Below are 19,849 nucleotides of genomic sequence, written 5' to 3'. Positions count from 1 at the left end.
AAGGAATGAACAATAAAGGATTTTTTCTCTATACGAAGAATAAATATATATATTAACTTCCGAAATAATATGAGGAGGGTAAGTATTATGGAATTCAAATTTTTTGGTAGAGAAATTTATGTAAGAAAAAGTATTCTTGCTGCATCAGCTCTAGCATTGTTGATTGTGTTAGGGACAATTGGCTATTTGATCAAGATAAGAAATCAACCTATTATATTTATGTCAGATGATCAAAAATCCCCTGTCATAGCTAATAATGCCGTTAGCACTCCTATGGAGAAAAAAATGTCGACTCCCTCGCCGACAGAAGTGCAGGAAGAAATTAAAGTATATATAACAGGCTGCGTGAAAAAGCCAGGAATAATAACACTTAAAAAGGGACAGTTGATTTTTGATGCAGTTAATGCTGCAGGTGGGCTAACCGATAATGCAGATAAAAATATCAATATGGTTTATGCTCTAAATGAAAATGTCTGGCTTAATATAAAATCCAAGAATGAGGCTAATACAGGTATTGAAAATAAGCCATCCAACGGTCCGGCAAATGGTAAGAGCAGTCAGCCTTCCATCAATAAAGCAAGCGGGAATGGAGAGACAAATAACGAAGCTGGTAAAGCTGTAAAAATTATAAAGGACAGCGGAGGAGTGCTGGCAAGTGAAAAAGGCCAGGGGACAAGTACTAAAATAAATATAAACACCGCTTCTGCAGACGAAATGGATGCAGCATTACCTGGTATTGGACCTGCAATTGCTGCAGATATTGTGGAATATCGAAATAAACATGGAAAATTTAAAACAATTGAGGATCTGTTAAATGTTCCGGGAATCGGCGAAAGTAAATTCAATAGACTAAAGGGAGTTGTTGCTGTAAACTAGAATAAATATAGTTTGTTAACGGTAAGGCTGCATAAAATCCAATGAGTTTTTATGCAGCCTTGTTCTGTCTTTGATGATTTGATAACGTTGTGCTATAATTATCTATGGTCAATGTTAAGGAATATAAGGAATACCCTTAATCTAAACGAAATGGAGGTAATTCTTGGGGAAATGATGAGAAGAAGCGTTATATTATTTATTGTTTTTATGCTAATTACACTTACAGCGTGTAGCTTTGATACCAACAACAAGACAACTAAATCCAATTTGGATGGAACTACATCTTCACAAAATGACAAGGCTGTTGATTCAGAAAGCAGTAATAGCAATACCGAGATTCATGAAGAAAATGACAGTACAAAGAAAAAGGTGGCATTGTATTTTTCCAATAAAGACAATACAGCCTTGGTTAAGGAAATTAGGAGTATTGAAATCAGTGAAATGGCTATTTTAAGAGCAACCATAGAAGCCTTGATAGACGGTCCTAGCAAGGAAGGATTGAGAAATACTTTGCCAGAGGGTGTCTCAATCTTAGGTATAAAAAGGGATGATAAAACTGTTATAGTTGATTTTTCAAAGGAATACAAGGAAAAGGAAAATGGAATAACGGAAGAATTCAAAAGAATTTCTGTAGTTAATACTTTAACTGAAATTTCGGGTATTGAAAGGGTTAAAATAATGGTTGAAGGACATGAACTGTTGGACACAGATGGCAAAGCGTTTGGAGAAATGGCTAAGGTTGATCTGGATAAAAACGGTGTAATTTCAAAGAATCAATCAGAGGTCATTACAGTTTATTTTGGAAGCCCCAATTCCAATTTTATTATTAGTGAAAAGAGAAAAGTTACTATAACTGCAAATGATGCTATCGAGAAGAAAATCATGGAGGAACTGTTAAAGGGACCGGAGAATAAGGATCTATATCCGGTTATGCCGGAGAATACCAAAATTTTATCAATAAATACATCAAAGGATGGGACATGTAAGGTTAATCTTTCGAAAGAGTTTGAAAACAATGCTTTTGCAGGTTCAGCCGGGGGATTGATCACTATAAATGCAATAGTAAACTCACTGACAGAGTTAAAAACAGTGAAAAAAGTTCAGTTTCTTATCGGAGGAAAGGTTGTTGAGACATATTCCGATATGGAATTTAATAAACCATTTTATAGAAATGAAAATATAATAAAAAATTAAGAATCAAAGTAAGCAGTGATAAGAAATAGGAGGCCAGTCAGATTGATAAACCTCCTATTTTATTTATGTCTAGGTATTGTACACCATAATTTCTCACAATAACAAATCAAGGTTGAAAAATCACAGGTGATTTTTTTCAATAAAATCTATGGTATTTTCTTTTCGTTGGAGTGGGTGTTGGTGCTGTAGTATGAGACGGAGTCGACAAATCCGTAGGCTTAACAAAAGTATACTGTGGCATATATATCTTTGGAGGGGTATACCAAACCGGTGGTGCAATTGGTGTAGGAAATACCCATGGATTTTTGGGCACAGGCGTAACTTTCACAGGCATTGACGGTGTCGGAGTGCTAGTTGAAACGATACTAGTACTTTTACTTTCCAATGCCAGTGTCTTGAACGTCTGAAGGCTGCTGCTAAAATAGAAGTTCACAGTAACTTTAAACTGGTAAGTGGTGTGTGGCTTTAGATCTTTAATAGTAGCTGAAATATCAGCAGGGAAATCCTTCTTACTTATTGAAGATGCAACTTTTACATGCATTGGATTGCTTGCTTCCCAATAAAGTAGTGAAATATTACAGCCACTGCCATAAAAACCCTTACTCTGCTCGAATTTTGTGACTGTACCACTTATAAAGGCACTTGTTGCGGTAATTTCCGAAGCTGGATTTATGGCGATTTCAACTGGTGAAACAAAATTGAATGTAGGCATTGGCTTCGGAGTAAACAAAGGGCTTGGAATTATAGTTGGTGCATCAGTATGTCTTTTTTCTGTCGGAGGCACATTAGTTTCTCTATGAATAGGCCAATTATTTGTAAAGCTTGGAGTATTCTGCACAATAGTAAAAGGTGTTGAAACAGGATAATATCTTGTCGGGTTAGGTGTAGGAATAATGAGTGTTGGTGTAGGGTATTCAAAGGTCAAAATAATCGGTGTATTCTTAATACTATGAGGAGTATATTTGGGTACATCACTCACTGGTGCAGTAGTATTGTTAATACCCTTTTTATGGCCGCTAGGCTGGGTATAGCTATCATTACCAATATGTTTATCATCCCTGGTGTTAAACTTTGGTAAAGTTTTTTCAATTGTTTTGCCATTATCCTGATTCATTGCAATTTCTTGCTTGTTATTATTAGAATTATTGGTACTACTTGTAATATCAGCCATATCAGCTTTCTTAATGATGCCGCCTATAGAGCCTTCCCTTATATCTTCGATGGAAAGGTTTGCTCCTTTACTTTTTGATTCTATATATGTGATATATCTTCCCATGGAAACATTATTCTCTGTTGCAATTTTGCATGTCTTGGAATCTACTTTTATAATCCTTTTATTAACATTAAGACTGTCCATTTCTTTTATATCTTTACGAACATTTTGAACAAGATGGTCAAGGTCTTGCTCATGGCTACTAGCTTCATCTGGTTTGATTGAAGCGGAAATTAAAAGATATTCTTCTTTGCTGTCAGTCGTAAAACCATGCTGCTTTGACTTTTCAACAATAGTAGACAGGGCATCACTTAATGATTTATTCTTAAAATCTGTGCTGCCAAGGATTTCCTCAGTGGATGAATTGTTGGAATCCACCTCTATAACCTTATTTTCTTTGTCTATATTCAATCTTACACTTAAATTTGTATCAACATCTATATAAGCATATATTTCACTAGATGTATGTGTAAAATTTATGTAAAATGTAACGAAAAGCAAAATAATAGCAGCTGCAAATCCAGATGCAATAGCACCAATTCTTAAATAATTTGGTTTTCTGTTTTTGATTGGAATGATCTCAGCTTCTGAAAAGCTTATTTCCTGTCCTAGCTCAATCATATCAGAACGTCGTTTTATTTTGTAAAATTCAAGATCCTCAGTCATTATTATAACATCTGAGGATAGAATGCTAAAAATATAGCCCACCCTATACAAATTCATTACCTCTTTTCTGTGTAATAACATATATAAAATAATATAAATAGAAGTCAACAATTGCTATATCAGTTGTTTTAATCTTGAATATGGCAACTTTTGTGTATACTGGAAGTATTTTTTCTGTTTCTTAAAAAGTCGAAATCTTCATTAAAAATTAAGCATGCAGCTATAATAAACTTCCTGTTTCTTTCTATAGTTCTCCTGCTGACGGAGGTAACCTTTAAAAGATCGTTTACAGGTATGCTCTTCTGACTTAAAAGTTTATTATAGATTTCTTTCCTGGAAAAAATCTCATTTGCTATACCCATCAATAGTTCCTTGGAATCTTTGTGCTTTGGCCCTGAAACCAGCAAATCTTCAAAGGTAATTCCAAAATCATTAAGCTTTTTCGTAAAGTGAACAATCTGTTCTTTTCTTTCGATAGACTCATAAACCTGGTTTGATTCAATTGTCAGGTATCGCTCTTCAAAATCATTGTTGTTATCATTGTCAAAATATGTAAATGGATACACGTTCTTGTCTTTAGAGTGCTTTTTGTAATAGTTTATCAGCTTCCATTTAATATTTTGTTTGGAAAAACTCAAAAAATTACCATTGGTATTTTCATTAAAATTGTCAATAGCCTCATTAAAAGCTATCAAAGCTATAGAGAATTCTTCACTTTCTTCAGGATAAATATATTTACCCGTGATTTGAGAGACTACCTTGGCTATAAAAGGTTTATAGTCATTAAGGAAGCACTCTTTTAACTCTTTATCGCCCTTTTTGATTCTAATGATAATATCGTTTATACTTATGTCTTTTGATTTTTCCTTTTTGTAATGGAAAAAATTAAGCAAGATTTCACTTCCCCTTGAAATTAACTCTTCAGGATAATTTACCAGGTTTTTTATATCTGGGAAATTGCCTTTAAATCAATCAGTTTTATTTTCAAGTATTATGCAGCATTATTTATATCTTTGCTGCACTCTTTATCACTTTTGCATCAACTAACTATACCTATAAAATAAATACTATGCAAAAGTGTATAATTTAAAAATATAAAGTCCCCAGTTTATAGATGAAATAATTATTTTTGTTGTTGAATATTTTTTATTTATCAACTTAATTATATTATACAAGATAAATTTTATTTTTGGGTGGGTTTGTAAGAAAAATATATTTTTTTGGTAATTGTGCAAGAATAAAATAATGAAATGATTTTGCAAACATTATGTTGCTGTGAGAAATTGATATTTAGATAAATCAAGATTTCCTAAACATCAATAAAATACCAAGCTATGTTGTTGACAATGTTTTTTTATACAGATATAATAAACATAAACATATAGCTAGCTACATTAAAAGAATAAGTACTTTTAATATTAAATACTATTATTGAGCAGTGACGAGAAGAGTAGATTTTATAGTTCCTCAAAGAGAGAAAGCATCCTTGTATAATGATTGCAAGTATCAGGTCAAGGGCTGGGAGTGCTTTTAAGGAAAGTAAAATTGAAGACCACCTCTGAGCTTAAACGTTGACTTACGTTATAGTCATTTAGGTTAAGTATTGATATGTAAAATCTAATATCAATGCTTAAATATCTAATTTGAGTAAAAATTAGGGTGGAACCACGGGATATAACTCTCGTCCCTTACGTTGTAAGGGATGGGAGTTTTTTAGTGCCTGGGAAATTATGATGTATTGTTCACCACAATTTCTCAAGACATAATCAAGATTGTATAATTGCAAGGAATTTTTTATGGATGACAGGAGGAATAAAAATGATTAATATTCAGTTAAAGGATGGAAGTGTAAAAGAATATAACGAGGGTATTACTATAAGAGAAGTTGCAGAAAGCATCAGTGCTGGTCTTGCAAGGGTAGCATTGGCAGGTGAAGTTGACGGACAGGTAAAGGATTTAAGTTTTAAGCTCCAGAGTGACTGCAGGCTCAGCCTGCTTACATTTGACGATGATGGGGGCAAGTATGCATACAGGCATACAACTTCTCACATTATGGCCCAAGCGGTAAAAAGGTTATATCCAAATGCAAAGCTTGCTATAGGTCCTTCTATAGAGACAGGATTTTATTATGATTTTGATATGGATACTACTTTAGCATTAGAAGAGCTTGGAAAAATAGAAAAGGAAATGGAGAAAATTATTAAAGAGGATCTTCAACTGGAAAGGTTTACATTACCTAGAGATGAAGCTATTAAGTTTATGGAAGAAAAAGGTGAACCATACAAGGTTGAACTAATTAAAGACCTTCCGGAAGGCGAAGAAATATCCTTCTATAAGCAGGGCGATTTTGTTGATCTGTGTGCAGGTCCACATCTTCCTTCAACAGGAAAAGTAAAGGCTTTCAAGCTTCTTTCGGTAGCAGGTGCTTACTGGAGGGGAAGCGAGAAGAATAAAATGCTCCAAAGAATTTACGGAACATCCTTCAACAAAAAAAGTGAGCTGGATGAGTATATTACAAGGCTTGAAGAGGCTAAGAAAAGGGATCACAACAAACTGGGCCGTGAGCTTGAACTGTTTACTACAGTCGATTATATCGGCCAGGGTCTGCCTATTTTGATGCCAAAGGGTGCAAAAGTCATTCAAATATTACAAAGATTTGTTGAGGATGAAGAAGAACGCCGCGGTTATATGCTTACAAAGACACCATTTATGGCTAAAAGTGATTTGTATAAAATATCAGGGCACTGGGACCACTACCGTGACGGGATGTTCATTATGGGAGACGAAAACGATGAAGAAGTTTTTGCCTTGAGACCAATGACATGTCCGTTCCAGTTCCAGGTGTACCTTGCAAGACTTAGAAGTTATAGAGAACTGCCTATGAGATTTAATGAAACATCAACACTTTTTAGGAACGAATCTTCAGGTGAAATGCATGGGTTAATAAGAGTAAGACAGTTTACAATTTCAGAAGGACATTTAGCATGTACTCCGGACCAATTGGAGGAGGAATTTGCCGGATGTGTTGATTTAGCAAATTTTATGCTTAAAACTGTAGGGTTGGATGAGGATGTTTCCTACCGCTTCTCAAAATGGGATCCCAATAACAAGGAAAAGTACATTGGAACAGAAGAACAGTGGGAAGAAGTACAAAATAGGATGAGGCAAATACTTGATCACCTTGGCATAAAGTACAAGGAGGAAGAAGGAGAAGCTGCATTCTATGGTCCAAAACTTGATATACAGATAAGGAATGTTCATGGTAAGGAAGATACACTGATTACAGTTCAGATAGACTTCCAGTTGGCAGAAAAATTCGGCATGCAGTATGTTGACAGTGACGGACAGAAGCAATACCCATACGTAATCCACAGAACTTCAATAGGATGCTACGAAAGAACTTTAGCACTGCTCATCGAAAAGTATGCAGGTGCATTCCCCACATGGTTGTCGCCTGTGCAAGTAAAGATTCTCCCATTGATCGACAAGCACCATAGTTATGCTCTTGAGCTTAAAAAGATGTTTGAAGAGAAAGGAATGAGGGTTGAAGTAGATCTTAGGAATGAAAAAATAGGTTACAAAATAAGAGAAGCACAGCTTGATAAGGTTCCTTACATGGTTGTAATAGGTGATAAGGAAATGGAAAACAGGGCAGTTGCTGTGAGATCAAGAAAAGATGGTGACCTGGGTGCTATGCCGATTGACGAATTCTTAAATAGAGTTCTCCTGGAAATAGCACAAAAAAGTAAATAACAAAAACATTAAAATTTTAAACGTACAATTATACAATATAATGGGAGTAATGAGGACGTTTGCCTCCATTACTCCCAAAGTTCATCAACCAACTTATCTATATCTTTTTTTCTTTTTATGGTGGTTTCTGTATCAAGTGTGATGATATCGCCGTCAATATTTAAAATATCACCTTCTTTTGCATCGAAAGGTACTAAATCTTTATCAATGTTAATCAATTTTTTATCTTCAGTTTCGCAAACAGCATATTCCCCTTCAAAACGATCAATAATAATTTTCATTTTCATACACCTCATCAAATTAAAATTTTATTACCTTTTAGCAGTTTCAAATTTTATTGTATTACCATCAGAAAGTGCGGTTATTGTACCAAACATGTCGGTTCTGTAGGTTTTTACATTGGCAGAAGATAACCTTTTTAGAGTGATTTGATGTGGATGATTGTACTCATTATCAGAAGATACGGAGATTATGGCAAAATCCGGTTTAACAGCCTGCAGAAATTTAGCAGAGGTTGAAGAGCTACTTCCGTGATGCCCAATTTTCAGCACATTAGCTTCAAGGTTATAGCCCGTTGAAAGCATTTCTTTTTCAGATAAAGCTTCTGCATCACCTGTAAAAAGGAACGAGTTATTTTTATATGTAACTTTTATTACTGCTGAGTAATTATTAATGTCTTCATAATTTGTATTTACTGGTGCGAGTATTTGTATTTTTACCAAGGGGTCCAAATTTAAGCTTATACCTCCTGCTGCTGTTTTTATTTTGAGACCCTTGTTTTTTACTGAAATTAATAGGTCCTCGAAAGTTTTTGTGGTACTTGATTTTTTTGGAAGATATATATTTCCGATATCAAAATTATCTACTACAACATCCAGACCGCCAATATGATCTTCGTGAGGGTGAGTGCCGACAACAGCATCAATTTTATTAAACCCGAGTGACTCTATATAGTCTTTTACTAAACTGCTCTTATCGTTTTTACCTCCGTCGATAAGCATTGCTTTACCTGAAGGTGTGGAGATGAATATGCTGTCTCCCTGTCCTACATCAATAAAATGAACTTTTAGCAAAGAAGACTGTGCGGCTGGTTTCGGATTTCCAATAGGTTCATCTTTTATAATTGGCTTTTTGATTGGTGGGTTTTCATTAGTGCTGTAATCATTGCCCATGGTATTGGAGCATGATACTAAAAAAGCCATGATGACAAAAATAAATATTAATTTTGTTTTCATTTGTAAATCTCCTGTTTTATATATTTATCTTTAGTAAAAAATCATTAAAATATCTTATAAACCTTCTGTAATTTTGCGTCCAGATAATACAAAAAATAATTATAATTTACAATTTGTGTGCTTAAGGTTATAATTCATTATATAAGGGCATTTCAAAAAATATATTATTTAAGTATTTTTTGTATTATCACATTTATATTCAGCTTTTTGAAATGCTCCATTGACCAGATTTATTTTTTCAAAATAACCAATGTTCTTATAACAATTATTAAATGTTATAAATATGTAGAAAAATTTTAAAAACTTATTTAATATATTATATATAATGATTTTCACCAAAACAATAAAAATAAAAATATATAGAGATTATCGTCGGTAGATGAAAGGAATGTAAACTATGAAGAAACAAAAGTTAGCTATAGTGCTATTGTCTTTATTTTTAGGTCTTCAGGGTTGTTCAAGCGGAGATAAAACTCAAAACAGTACAGATGAAAAAGGTGCTAACCCTACTATTCCGCCTGCAGCTGTATTTACAGTGGATCCATCTCAATCCGTTCAAAAGGAAAATATTGAGTATACCATTTTAAGTCAATTTAAGCCATTTCAAATAGATAAGGGATATGGGGCGATGATACTTATTAAACCGGATAGTAAGAAGGATGACATAATTGAACTTATTAAGAGACTCAGCAAGGACAAGGATCCGGTGGCTATTGATATATTTTGTTCGCAAAAGGCTTATGATGAATATATAAATCATAAAACAACAGATGAATTTAAGTCAGGATATATTGCAAATTATACAAAAAATAAATCCTATCCAGATAAAGGCTTTTATGGTGTTAATGAGATGGTTTGGATGCAGGAAAAAGGCAGTTTAAGCGACTTGTACAATACTACAACCCAAATTAATGATTAACTTAAAAATTTTATTATACTTGATGTAAACCATGCTATTTCCAGTTTACATTAATTGATATAATTGAGTAATTAGATTATGTATGTTAAAATATTCAGTAGTAAAGAATGAAAAAGTATTATAAGCATTTGCATTATAAAAATGAATTTTTCACAGCATATGAAACAAGGAAAATGTTTTGCAATAATTAGAAATCTAAAACGATTATTGAAAAACATATAACTTAAAAGTGTTATTAATTAAATATAATAATATAAAAATATATAGTAAGTAAAGTTTTCTTTAGGGGGGCGATGTTTTTGGAAACAGGTAACAATCCGGAGATAGAAACGAAAAGGAATGAAGCCTGCAATGAGACTTTCCAGCAGGTAAAGAAAGGTAATAGATCATACAGGGAAGGTTTTATTGGTGAGCATGAGACGTTCGTGTTAGGTGTTGTTTGCGAGTATATAGGAGACAATACAATAAAAAAGAACAGTGAGGAGTTTCATGTAGGACTTTTTGCGTTTATTTATTCTATAGATAAGTTTACGCAGGGTAGTTATGAAGAGTTTATAGAGTTTGCTCAGGGAGTCATTAAAAAATGGCTTGATGACTACAGAGTAAAAAATCTCAAAAGCTTTAGGGATGATGTAGCACATCTTAAGCATAAACTATGGGAGTTTGGTATAACTATTCCCCAACTAATATCATCAACTCCAAAAGATAATTTGTCAATAAAATCAGCATTAAAGGCTGCAAACGAAATATTAAATACCGAGTCCTTATTTATCAACCTGAAAATTGACAAAAACCTCTCGGTGGAAGAGCTTGCAAGCTTAAATGCTACTGTTGCGAGAAAGGTGAAAAATAATAGAAAATATACTATTGCACTGATTTTGATTCTTAAGAGTAACCTTGATGTTTTAAAGAATTATTTAAAAAATATAGAAGCGGATGATATAATTGCTGACAGTATAGGTACCGTTATTGAGAGAACAAAGGATACTGCCATATATATGACAGGATATGGCAGATTTAATATGACAAATAGCTTTGGTAATGTTGTTGATCTTGGAAAGATGGTTTACTTTACCAAGTCCAATCTTAGAAGCGGTTCTAAGGTACCTGCCTTTAAATATTCTTTTGCAGCAGCTGGGATAATTCTTGTTGCGGTCGTAGCTTTTACAGGGTTTAAATTTATTAGTGACGGAGTGGATAATGGAACAAAGCCTTCTGTTGTTAGTGTTGCCGATAAGGAGAAAGAAGCATTTAGCGAATCTGATGACAAAAAGGATAATGAAAAAAGCGATATGAAAACTGAGGATCAGAAGGATTCCGAGAGCAAAGATACTGGTGCAAATTCTAGTTCAGATGAGCCAAGTGCAATTCCCCAAAGTACTCCGGATGAAGATATCACAGCAAATCCTACACCGGTTCAGAATTCAAATGTACCGGTAATTACACCTATACCGGAAGTAAATGTGAAACCTACTCCATTAGCTACCGGATCTGCAGTAACAAAGCCTGTACCAACGGTTAAAAATGCTTTGGTTCCCACTAAAGAGCCTGTAAAGGCTAAGCCGACTTCTCCAAAGCCTTTTACTACTCCTAAAGTTATAAAGCCTTCAGTCAAGCCGACTGCAGTGCCTTCAACAAAACCAGCTACCAAGCCGGCTGACAAGCCAACAAACAAGCCTGTGTCAGTTGGGTATGCAACAACAAAAGCAACTGGAGTTCCTGGGTCTGTTCAAATTGTTTCAGATAGCAGTGAAGTAAGTGTAGGAGGAAGTTATACAATACATATGAAAATTGCAGGCGGCAACAATGCAACATCATGGAAGCTTTACGAAAACGGCAGAGTTGTTTTTACAAGGAATTCTCATGATAATAGTCCTGGGGAACAGGATATTCCTCGAATGATTATAGCAAAAAAGGCAGGTACATATACATATAAATGTGAAGCAACAAATTCATATGGAACGACTGCAAGTTCAACAATTACCGTAACTATTAAATAAAGATTACAATATAATGCAATATAGTATTATAAAAATAAACAGTTGCTTAAAATTGCAACTGTTTTTATATTTTGAAAATTGTGGTATTTAGTAATTAAAATTTCTCAGAAGCAATTTCTTATTATTCAAGATGCATTGAGGTACAAATTGCATTTGTAAAAAGCAAACGAAATATTATATAATAAAAATACTTCTTGAAATGGGGTGATCACAAATGAAAAAAATGTTAAACAGGAAATTATTTCTACTACTTAGCATTATTGTTTTGTTGTCAGGATGTGGTAAGGTTAATGAGCCGGATCAAAATATTGTAAATAGTCCTGAAGCCAATATGAATGTAGAACAAAAGCCAAGTACAATTGCTACTCCAAAACCTTCTGTAGAGCCTACACCCATTGATGTAACCAAGGTTAAGCCCAATGAAATGGGAAAAATTATGGTTGTAATGTTTCATAATTTTGTTGAAACATTTACTCCGTCCAAATGGGATAAAGGTGAATATACTACTACCTTCAGCAGTTTTGAAAAGCTTTTGGGAGAGCTTTATGAAAAAGGGTACAGGCTTATCAGCATGGAAGACTATTTAAACAATAATATAAATGTTCCGGCTGGATGCATACCAATGGTTTTTACATTTGATGATGGTACAGATGGACAGTTCAACCTTGTCAAGGATGGAAATGGACTTGTAGCTAATAAAAAGTCTGCAGTAGGTATAATGGAGGAATTTAATAAAACTCATCCGGATTTTGGACTTAAAGGTACTTTCTTTGTAAATTTGGGTGGTGAGACATTTAAAGGCGAAGGTACGCTTTCTGAAAGATTGAAATACCTTATTGATAAAGGATTTGATATTGGAAATCACACAATGAATCATATCCATCTCAATGAAGCTAAAACTGCTGAAAAAATCAATGAGGAAATAGGAGGAAACCAGAAGAGAATGCTTGAGTTGGTTCCTAACTATAACTTCAAGTTCTTTTCCTTACCTTTTGGTCAGCCGTCTAAAAATTTAAAAGAGCATGTAATTAAAGGTCAATATCAAGGCGTAAATTATGATAATAAAATAATTGTGGAGGTTGGATGGGATCCGGCATATTCGCCTGTAAGCAAGAATTTTGATCCTTTGTCAACTCATAGGGTTAGATCATCAGGCATTAAACCTGTTGATGCTGATTTGGAATGGTGGCTTAAGAATCTGACAAGGGCGGAACAGTATGTCAGTGATGGTAATCCTGAAACAATAACAATTCCGAAAGATAAGGAAGAAGGAGTTAATAAGTCAAGTCTAAAGGATAAAAAGCTTGTGACATATTAAATTATAAATATAAGTAGATTTGGAACGCAAAAATAAAGAACGAGATTTCAATATATTAAGTTGAAATTTCGTTCTTTATTTTATATGCAATATTTGCATAATAATAAATACTAATATATAATATTAATTATAAGTATAATTACCAAATTTAAGGTTGGTTAATAATATCTGGCACACTTTGTTGTTATCTTATATCCATAAAATATACGGCTTTTGAAGTAAATATGTACAGAAGGTAATATTAGTTGTTTTGTTATTTTTTTGGCTTTGTACAATTATATAAAAGTCTATTAATTTTTACATTTGCCTATAGCAAATCCCGTTGAATCGTTAGTTATTTGCTCTGTCAAATGTAAAGTTAATAATGATTTTTATATAGCATATTTTTATGGGAGTGAAAGGTTATGAAAGGAAATGCAAAAAAAACTTTAACCGATTATGATGTTAAGAAGAAGGCCGTCAAATTGGTAGTTGTCTACCTTAAGAAGAAGATATCCAGGGAATATCTTGGATCAGAACACATTAATGACTGGATTGTCAATATGGAGAAGTTGTTTGACAAACCTGAGTTTGTTATGTCGGAATACCTGGAAATGAAAAGGCAGCTTAATGATGTAATTGAGCGAACACTCGATGAGGAAATGAGATTTAAAATTAGAGATTCATGGTATAGCTTTGGGAAAGCTTTAGACAAAAAAACAAAGCTTATGTAGGTTAAAGATTTAATATTTCAAATCATGCCTTAGATTAAATATTACAAGAATCATCACAAAATGAGCGTGATAGCACAATAATTTGTCGGACAGAAATGTTATGCAAACGGTGGGAAATAATGTAATATGAATTTACTAAATGTTTTGCGGTTTTGTATTTTTAATTAATCTTTGCAAAACATTTTCCTTAATTCATAAAATTATTGTTTTGTTATTACGGAGGATAAAATATGTTTATAAGTAAATTGATTTTTAAAAGGCATGGAGATAATGTTTCAGAAAAAATAAAAAAGGATTTGCTAAGGGTTTTCAAGCTAAAAGGTATTAACGTAACAAAGCTTAATATTGAAGAAAACTTTAACCGTCTTAACCTGGAGGTTTGCATTAGAGGTGAAAATAAATAGATTACCGACAATTTTATTAAATTGATTAATATTTTTCATTCATGCCTTAATGAAGGGCGTTTCAAAAATCTGTATATTTATGCAAAATGTGATGTTATAGTAATGACCTTTAATACAGATTTTTGAAATGCCCAATTGACAAGTTTTTAATAATACTTAAATTAACGTGAGTTCGATATAACAAGTGCCATAATTAACCATATCTATAGATTATAATTAAGTAAGGCTTTAGTATCTTGAATTTTAGAGCCTTTTTTATTATGAAAAGCAGCCTTAAAGTGTGGCAACAAGAACGCTTTTACTAAACTTTAAGCTTGGTTTATTCGGTAAGAAGCTATAAGCAGCAATACCAGCTACGACATTAGTTAAAAAGTTTGTAAAGCTTCTATGCCTAGTATGTTCAATCTGGCAAGTATTTTTCAGAAAATCATTTATTGTCTCAATAAGAGCTCTCTTTCTGAGAAGAAGCTTTTCTTCTATATCAATTAGCTTATTTTTCATGTTCTTTTTTAACTTGGTTATTAGTTTTATCCCTCGGTTATACAACTTTTTAAATAAAGGCTGTGATAAATAACCCTTATCTCCAAAAAGTTTTCCAAACAGGTCTTTTGTAAGTATATCTATTACCTTTGAGTCTCTATCATCTATATCACCCGGTGTTAAAAAGAATGATAAAATTTCTCCTATTTCATTTACTACAATGTGCAGCTTAAACCCATAGAACCAACCTGTAGAAGATTTACCTCTCTGAGCAATCTCTTTAAAAACTTTGTGAGAGTGAATTCTTCTGTTATCACAAACATCTAATGTCGTAGAGTCAATAAAGGAAATTCCTGTTGTCTTGCCTAGTCTATATTTTTGTGTGTATAATATTAATGGAATTAGTGCTTGTTGCATTAACTCTACAAACCTTGTATAACTTACAAGGCTCGGAAAGTACCCATTTAATCTTTTACAGACAAATTCTTTATAATAATGCTTAAAGTTTCTATAACTCGAATGATGAAAATATATTGTTATTGTCATTACTTCACTTAATGTCATCATTCTTGAAATGTTAAAGAGGTTAGGTTCCTGCAGTCTATTATCAGTAACCAAATGATGCTTTAAATAGTTGTCGAGCCTAATGCAAAAATCATCAGTATCGCAGAAAATTTTAATAAGTAAATCTTCCATGAAGCTCCATCCCCTCTGTTAAATTTGTTGCCAACATTGATTATACAGATTTGGACAGGAGCTTCATTTTTCATTTCTGTTTCATTCTTATTACAATCATATTATCGAACTCACGTTAAATTATTGATATTTTATAGTGCTTTAGCCACAGATTAACTTGAATCAAATATGCCATAAGCTGCGGTCCAGCCATAAGCTGGCCAAACCATGGCCTCCCGTAGTCGGAGCTTCCCTCAGCTATTTTGCGTACTTCTTCCACATTAATTAATTGGTTTACAGGTGATGTAGTATCGTTTAGTATATCAATAAGCCATTGTCTTACGATATTTTCATATGCAGGATTATGTGTCTTAGGATATGGGCTCTTCTTTCTTTGTATTACATCATCAGGCAGTATGCCGTAAAGTGCTTGCCGTAGTATGCCTTTTTCCCTGTTTCCGTGCATTTTCATGTCCCATGGTATATTCCATACATACTGCACAAGGCGGTGATCGCAAAATGGTACTCGGACTTCCAAGCCTGTGGACATGCTCATACGGTCTTTTCTGTCTAGTAATGTTGACATGAACCAGTTGATATTCAAGTAAAAAATTTGACGCCGTCTTGATTCAATTGGAGATTCACCTGGAAGTAGAGGGGCTTCATCAATGGTAGCTTTATACTTTGTATAGGCATATTCGTCGAGATTTAATATGTTATTGACTTCCGGGGATAAAATGCTTCTGCGTTCGTTAACATAAGGTGACCATGGGAAGGTTTCAAGGTTAAAGAGTTCTTCCTTATGAAACCATGGGTACCCGCCGAATATTTCATCTGCACATTCACCTGAATGTTATAAATGGTTGAAGATATTATTTGTTGTTTAAAGGCTGTTACTTCAAGGGATCTTAAAAATATAATGACTTTTTGTGTTTTGTGGATTGGAATATTTACACTCTCTCCCCATCATCAAAAATAAAAAATCCCTCAAACTTGCACCCAAGAGCTTCGGCAATTTGCTTAAGCTCTTTTTCTGAGAAATTATCCCGGGTCAATTTATTAGATAAATTTTGATTAGTAGTACCAATTAAAGTAGCCAGTTCTGATATGGATACTTTTTTTCTTTTTGCCAATATACGAATTTTTTCACCCATTGTAAAGGGCATTTTTGATCACCATCCTCATTAATAATATACACTTAATGGTGTGTATTATCAATAATAACAAATAAGTACACATTTTAAAGTTTGGTTGTTATTGCAAAATCAAACTTTATAGTGTAATATTAAATTATTAAGTGTAAAACATAAAATGAAGATTAAGAAAGAAGGGTGTCTACGAATGCAAAGATTATAGCAGTTGCAAACCAAAAAGGTGGTGTAGCCAAGACCACCAGTGTAAGGAATATGGCATATTCACTTGGAAGCAGGGAAAGAAGGTGCTGGCTTTAGATTTCGACCCGCAATCCAACCTTACATCATCATTTGCAGATGAGAATATTAAAATAACAACCACAATCGCCGAGATAATGTACAAGGCTATGGATGAGGAACTGCTTCCATATCCAGCGGAATACATTTATGCTCGTGGAAATGTGGACTTTATTCCAAGAAGTATTCATTTATCGGTAGTTGAAGCCAACTTACGTATGGAAATGGGAAGTGAGAAGCTACTTGCCAATATCCTGGAACCACTTAGAAAGGATTATGATTATATTCTCATTGATACAAATCCATCTTTAGGACCACTTACTATCAACGCTTTATCAGCTGCTGACAGTGTGATTATTCCAATTAATCCTGAGTATTATGCTACGATGGGACTCACAGACTTAACAAAGACCATCTTGAAGATAAGAAAAAGAATCAATCCGAAAATTCAGTTTGAGGGAATCCTTCTGACTATGTGTGACATGCAGACAAATCTTCATAGAGAAGTCTGTGAAGAGGTAATAGAAGCATATAAAAATGGAATGAAGATATTTAAAGTACATATTCCACGTTCCATTAGAGTTGGAGAAGCCAATAGATATGGTATGAGTATTGTTGATTTTGACAGGAAATCAAAGGCTGGAATTGCTTATAATGAAGTGGCAAAGGAGTTGATAATGAATGGTAACTAGACCAACTGCAAAGAAAGTTAAATCCCTAGATGAATTATTAATGGCAGATGAACCAACATTACCAATTCAAGCAAATGATAAGGTATTTCTAACCATAACATTCAACAAAATTCGCCCCTATCAAAATCATCCATTCAGGTTATATAGTGATGAACGGCTTGATGACTTGGTTGAAAGCATAAAGGCAAATGGTATTTTGGCTCCCATGATAGTGAGGAAAATTGAATGTGGTGAAGATGGTTTTGAGTATGAAATGCTTGCCGGACACAATCGAATGAATGAGGCAAGGCATAAAGATAAAGCAATATAAGAAATGGACAAGCTGATTGCAAACCGTTTGATTGCTGTAATTAAAACACTGGCAAATAAGGAATTTGAACTTTCAAAACTGGAATATTCCAAGGAGTATAAATCTTACAAGGCACAGCAAATGATTTGTGAGATTTTAATAATGATAGAGCAGCATGTTGATGATTTAAATACTGATTATATTGATAGACAAAAAGCTGAAAGTACAGAGCTATCAAAACGAGCAAAGAAAGAATTATATTTAAGAAACAGAGACAAAGGTATGGGGAAATGATTCGCCATACTTTTATATTTCAGAAAGGAAAAGAGAAAAATGTCATGTACAATAGTATATCAGTATCCTGAGGGACATCCTTGCCGAGGGTGTCCTTTTATTTTGGAATTGACAAAGCCAAGCTGTATGTTTCCACAAACAGGCGATAAATGCTTTATGCAAAAAGAATTGGAGAAAAACAAAAACAAAATGAAGTCTATGAACTTAAACAATGCTGTTTTGAACGGGAGGTAATTCAATGCGTGCTAAAATGGACTTTTACAAAAGCTTTTTTAATCAACTTACAATAAGAAAATTTGATGTTAAAAGCAATCTTAATAAACAATTTGAGAATTTGTATGGGGGTGAAATAAATGCAAGATAGCAGGCCATGCTAATATTTGGGGTAATATAATTACCTGTGCTGAAATTGCTATTGGTGTCTATGAAATTGTTGGTACCAATCACAAAGGGATAATGATGCCAAAGAAAATGGCAGAAGAAGTATTACCCCAAAATGTAATCGATATTGCAGAAGAATATGGTTAAAACTTGTGCTTTATAGATGACTTTTCCTCTTCTATTGCTGCAGATGAATTAATTGAACAGGGAATTTTCAATAATCCAGAATTTATTGCTAAGCAGGATACTCTAAAGCAATTGGATGATGTAGATATTGATATAGGATTTGAAACATTTAATGAAATTGATTTTGAACTTGAGATTGATAAAAGTGAGGACTTGGAGAGATGAAGACCAAGGCAAAATTAATAATCTGCACATTAATTTTTACTATTGGAGGACTTATTAACATCTTTTTTACAACTTCTGTGCATTCCGTACTATCAAGACAAAGTACAACTTTAAAGTTGTTTTCTGTAATGGAGTGCTTAAAGAGTATGGCAAATAGTAAGCAACACCTGATGCTGTTTCTATTTTTTCAAGGGCTTGTGGTTGTGATGGCCGTAATGTTCTTTTTCACTAATTTAAGGCCATATCAGTCTAATTTAGTAGAGATTACTCCGGAAATAAAGACACCTGTGCCAGTAGGTCAGTATCAGCATGGGTCGGCAAGATGGCTCAAGGATGAGGAGAAAGATAAAGTTTTTGACAGTTTTGTTTTGGATAAAAATGCAATGTAATAAGAGTTCTTATGGACGAAAATGGATATTATGATAAAATAGGTTTATGGGGTTAATATTTGTTGTTATAAAATGATTGTTGATAATTGAGATTATTTCATTGATGTTGATTTGACAATAAGACAAGGAGAATGATAATGTCCATTTTAGATGTAGGCTGTTGTGGAGCTTATTGCGGAACATGTCCTGTATTAAAAGATCAGACATGCAAGGGATGTAAAATTGGTTATGAAGACGGTGAAAGAGATATTTTGAAAGCAAAATGCAGAATAAAGGTTTGCTGCATTAATAGAAAACAACAATCCTGTGCTGATTGCAATGAATATAGTTCCTGTAGCACCGTTAATGACTTTTACAATAAAAACAGCTATAAATATAGAAAGTATAAGCAAGCAACCGATTATATCAGGATGTATGGATATGAAGCTTTTCTTAATATTGCAGATACATGGAAGAATGCACATGGAAAATATTAATCTAAAAAACAACGGAATGAGAGATGTGTTTATAGATGATTTGAGTAAATTACTAAATATAGGTAGTGTGATATTAGTGGGAGTTGGCATAAATGACGTTT

The 19,849-nt window shown here is 33.5% G+C and carries 21 protein-coding genes and 2 pseudogenes; 16 read left to right on the top strand and 7 right to left on the bottom strand.

All coding sequences use genetic code 11. The features are described from left to right. Positions 1-87 precede the first annotated feature (87 nt). Together Bccel_RS10650 and Bccel_RS10645 are read left to right on the top strand one after the other, a co-directional pair. Positions 88-876, top strand: a complete 789-nt coding sequence (locus tag Bccel_RS10650) for a ComEA family DNA-binding protein (protein WP_036947305.1) — start codon at positions 88-90, stop codon at positions 874-876. A gap of 171 nt (positions 877-1,047) precedes the next feature. Then, a complete protein-coding gene (locus Bccel_RS10645) occupies positions 1,048-2,070 on the top strand; it encodes a GerMN domain-containing protein (protein ID WP_050753366.1) in 1,023 nt (340 codons plus the stop codon). 136 nt (positions 2,071-2,206) lie between these two features. On the opposite strand, the gene Bccel_RS10640 is transcribed toward Bccel_RS10645, so the two are convergent. Beyond that, positions 2,207-4,006 carry an anti-sigma factor domain-containing protein gene (locus Bccel_RS10640; RefSeq protein ID WP_160317712.1) on the bottom strand — a complete coding sequence of 600 codons (1,800 nt, stop codon included), beginning with the start codon at positions 4,004-4,006 and terminating at the stop codon, positions 2,207-2,209. A 71-nt stretch (positions 4,007-4,077) separates the two neighbouring features. Then, entirely contained in the window at positions 4,078-4,842 is a 765-nt protein-coding gene (sigI, locus tag Bccel_RS10635; protein WP_050753365.1) for an RNA polymerase sigma-I factor, read from the bottom strand. 925 nt (positions 4,843-5,767) lie between these two features. Between sigI and thrS the strand changes: the two genes are divergently transcribed. After that, positions 5,768-7,702 carry a threonine--tRNA ligase gene (gene thrS / locus Bccel_RS10630; RefSeq protein WP_036947298.1) on the top strand — a complete coding sequence of 645 codons (1,935 nt, stop codon included), beginning with the start codon at positions 5,768-5,770 and terminating at the stop codon, positions 7,700-7,702. A gap of 68 nt (positions 7,703-7,770) precedes the next feature. Here the strand turns inward: thrS and Bccel_RS10625 are convergent, their stop codons facing one another. Together Bccel_RS10625 and Bccel_RS10620 are read right to left on the bottom strand one after the other, a co-directional pair. After that, positions 7,771-7,983 carry a DUF3006 domain-containing protein gene (locus Bccel_RS10625; RefSeq protein ID WP_036947297.1) on the bottom strand — a complete coding sequence of 71 codons (213 nt, stop codon included), beginning with the start codon at positions 7,981-7,983 and terminating at the stop codon, positions 7,771-7,773. A gap of 30 nt (positions 7,984-8,013) precedes the next feature. Further along, positions 8,014-8,937, bottom strand: coding sequence for a ComEC/Rec2 family competence protein (locus Bccel_RS10620; RefSeq protein WP_036947295.1), 924 nt, complete (start codon positions 8,935-8,937; stop codon positions 8,014-8,016). Positions 8,938-9,334: 397 nt separating this feature from the next. Between Bccel_RS10620 and Bccel_RS10615 the strand changes: the two genes are divergently transcribed. The 5 genes from Bccel_RS10615 (at position 9,335) to Bccel_RS30215 (ending at position 14,291) form a co-directional block, all read left to right on the top strand. Then, positions 9,335-9,856 carry a hypothetical protein gene (locus Bccel_RS10615; protein ID WP_036947293.1) on the top strand — a complete coding sequence of 174 codons (522 nt, stop codon included), beginning with the start codon at positions 9,335-9,337 and terminating at the stop codon, positions 9,854-9,856. Between the two features lie 299 nt (positions 9,857-10,155). Continuing rightward, positions 10,156-11,856 carry a hypothetical protein gene (locus tag Bccel_RS10610; RefSeq protein ID WP_152965981.1) on the top strand — a complete coding sequence of 567 codons (1,701 nt, stop codon included), beginning with the start codon at positions 10,156-10,158 and terminating at the stop codon, positions 11,854-11,856. 214 nt (positions 11,857-12,070) lie between these two features. After that, positions 12,071-13,174, top strand: a complete 1,104-nt coding sequence (locus Bccel_RS10605) for a polysaccharide deacetylase family protein (RefSeq protein ID WP_036947289.1) — start codon at positions 12,071-12,073, stop codon at positions 13,172-13,174. A gap of 404 nt (positions 13,175-13,578) precedes the next feature. Continuing rightward, positions 13,579-13,887: a hypothetical protein gene (locus tag Bccel_RS10600; RefSeq protein WP_036947287.1), complete on the top strand. Its 309-nt coding sequence runs from the start codon at positions 13,579-13,581 to the stop codon at positions 13,885-13,887. A 230-nt stretch (positions 13,888-14,117) separates the two neighbouring features. After that, on the top strand, positions 14,118-14,291 hold the full coding sequence (locus Bccel_RS30215) for a hypothetical protein (RefSeq protein WP_154673546.1): 174 nt from the start codon (positions 14,118-14,120) through the stop codon (positions 14,289-14,291). 273 nt (positions 14,292-14,564) lie between these two features. Here Bccel_RS30215 and Bccel_RS10595 read toward each other — a convergent pair whose 3' ends face one another. The 3 genes and pseudogenes from Bccel_RS10595 to Bccel_RS10585 form a co-directional block, all read right to left on the bottom strand. Further along, entirely contained in the window at positions 14,565-15,467 is a 903-nt protein-coding gene (locus Bccel_RS10595) for an IS982 family transposase (protein WP_050753112.1), read from the bottom strand. Positions 15,468-15,582: 115 nt separating this feature from the next. Continuing rightward, positions 15,583-16,296: pseudogene (locus Bccel_RS28835) on the bottom strand (asparagine synthase); the annotation flags it as partial. Positions 16,297-16,396: 100 nt separating this feature from the next. Next, entirely contained in the window at positions 16,397-16,600 is a 204-nt protein-coding gene (locus Bccel_RS10585; RefSeq protein ID WP_338053604.1) for a helix-turn-helix transcriptional regulator, read from the bottom strand. A 177-nt stretch (positions 16,601-16,777) separates the two neighbouring features. On the opposite strand from Bccel_RS10585, the pseudogene Bccel_RS10580 reads away from it, so the two are divergent. The 8 genes and pseudogenes from Bccel_RS10580 to Bccel_RS10550 all read left to right on the top strand — a co-directional run bounded on the left by Bccel_RS10580 (position 16,778) and on the right by Bccel_RS10550 (position 19,748). Continuing rightward, positions 16,778-17,568: pseudogene (locus Bccel_RS10580) on the top strand (ParA family protein). Continuing rightward, on the top strand, positions 17,558-17,878 hold the full coding sequence (locus Bccel_RS10575) for a ParB N-terminal domain-containing protein (protein WP_036945561.1): 321 nt from the start codon (positions 17,558-17,560) through the stop codon (positions 17,876-17,878). Before Bccel_RS10580 ends, Bccel_RS10575 begins: the two are co-directional and overlap by 11 nt. A gap of 3 nt (positions 17,879-17,881) precedes the next feature. Next, complete coding sequence (locus Bccel_RS30670; RefSeq protein ID WP_036945560.1) at positions 17,882-18,151, top strand: hypothetical protein; 270 nt, start codon at positions 17,882-17,884, stop codon at positions 18,149-18,151. Between the two features lie 39 nt (positions 18,152-18,190). Continuing rightward, on the top strand, positions 18,191-18,385 hold the full coding sequence (locus Bccel_RS10565) for a hypothetical protein (RefSeq protein ID WP_036945559.1): 195 nt from the start codon (positions 18,191-18,193) through the stop codon (positions 18,383-18,385). Positions 18,386-18,389: 4 nt separating this feature from the next. Further along, the gene (locus tag Bccel_RS32070) at positions 18,390-18,515 is read left to right on the top strand and encodes a hypothetical protein (protein ID WP_276326178.1); all 126 of its coding nucleotides are present in this window, start codon (positions 18,390-18,392) and stop codon (positions 18,513-18,515) included. A gap of 167 nt (positions 18,516-18,682) precedes the next feature. Further along, positions 18,683-18,883, top strand: coding sequence for a hypothetical protein (locus Bccel_RS31445; protein ID WP_242853211.1), 201 nt, complete (start codon positions 18,683-18,685; stop codon positions 18,881-18,883). 146 nt (positions 18,884-19,029) lie between these two features. Beyond that, a complete protein-coding gene (locus Bccel_RS31440; RefSeq protein ID WP_242853210.1) occupies positions 19,030-19,272 on the top strand; it encodes a hypothetical protein in 243 nt (80 codons plus the stop codon). A gap of 137 nt (positions 19,273-19,409) precedes the next feature. Beyond that, the gene (locus tag Bccel_RS10550) at positions 19,410-19,748 is read left to right on the top strand and encodes a DUF3795 domain-containing protein (protein WP_036945557.1); all 339 of its coding nucleotides are present in this window, start codon (positions 19,410-19,412) and stop codon (positions 19,746-19,748) included. Positions 19,749-19,849 lie beyond the last annotated feature (101 nt).

This window comes from Pseudobacteroides cellulosolvens ATCC 35603 = DSM 2933 (assembly GCF_001262605.1).
Lineage (GTDB): Bacteria > Bacillota > Clostridia > Acetivibrionales > DSM-2933 > Pseudobacteroides > Pseudobacteroides cellulosolvens.
The sequence above is the reverse complement of the archived record's forward strand: the minus strand, read 5'-3'. Positions and strand labels throughout refer to the sequence as shown.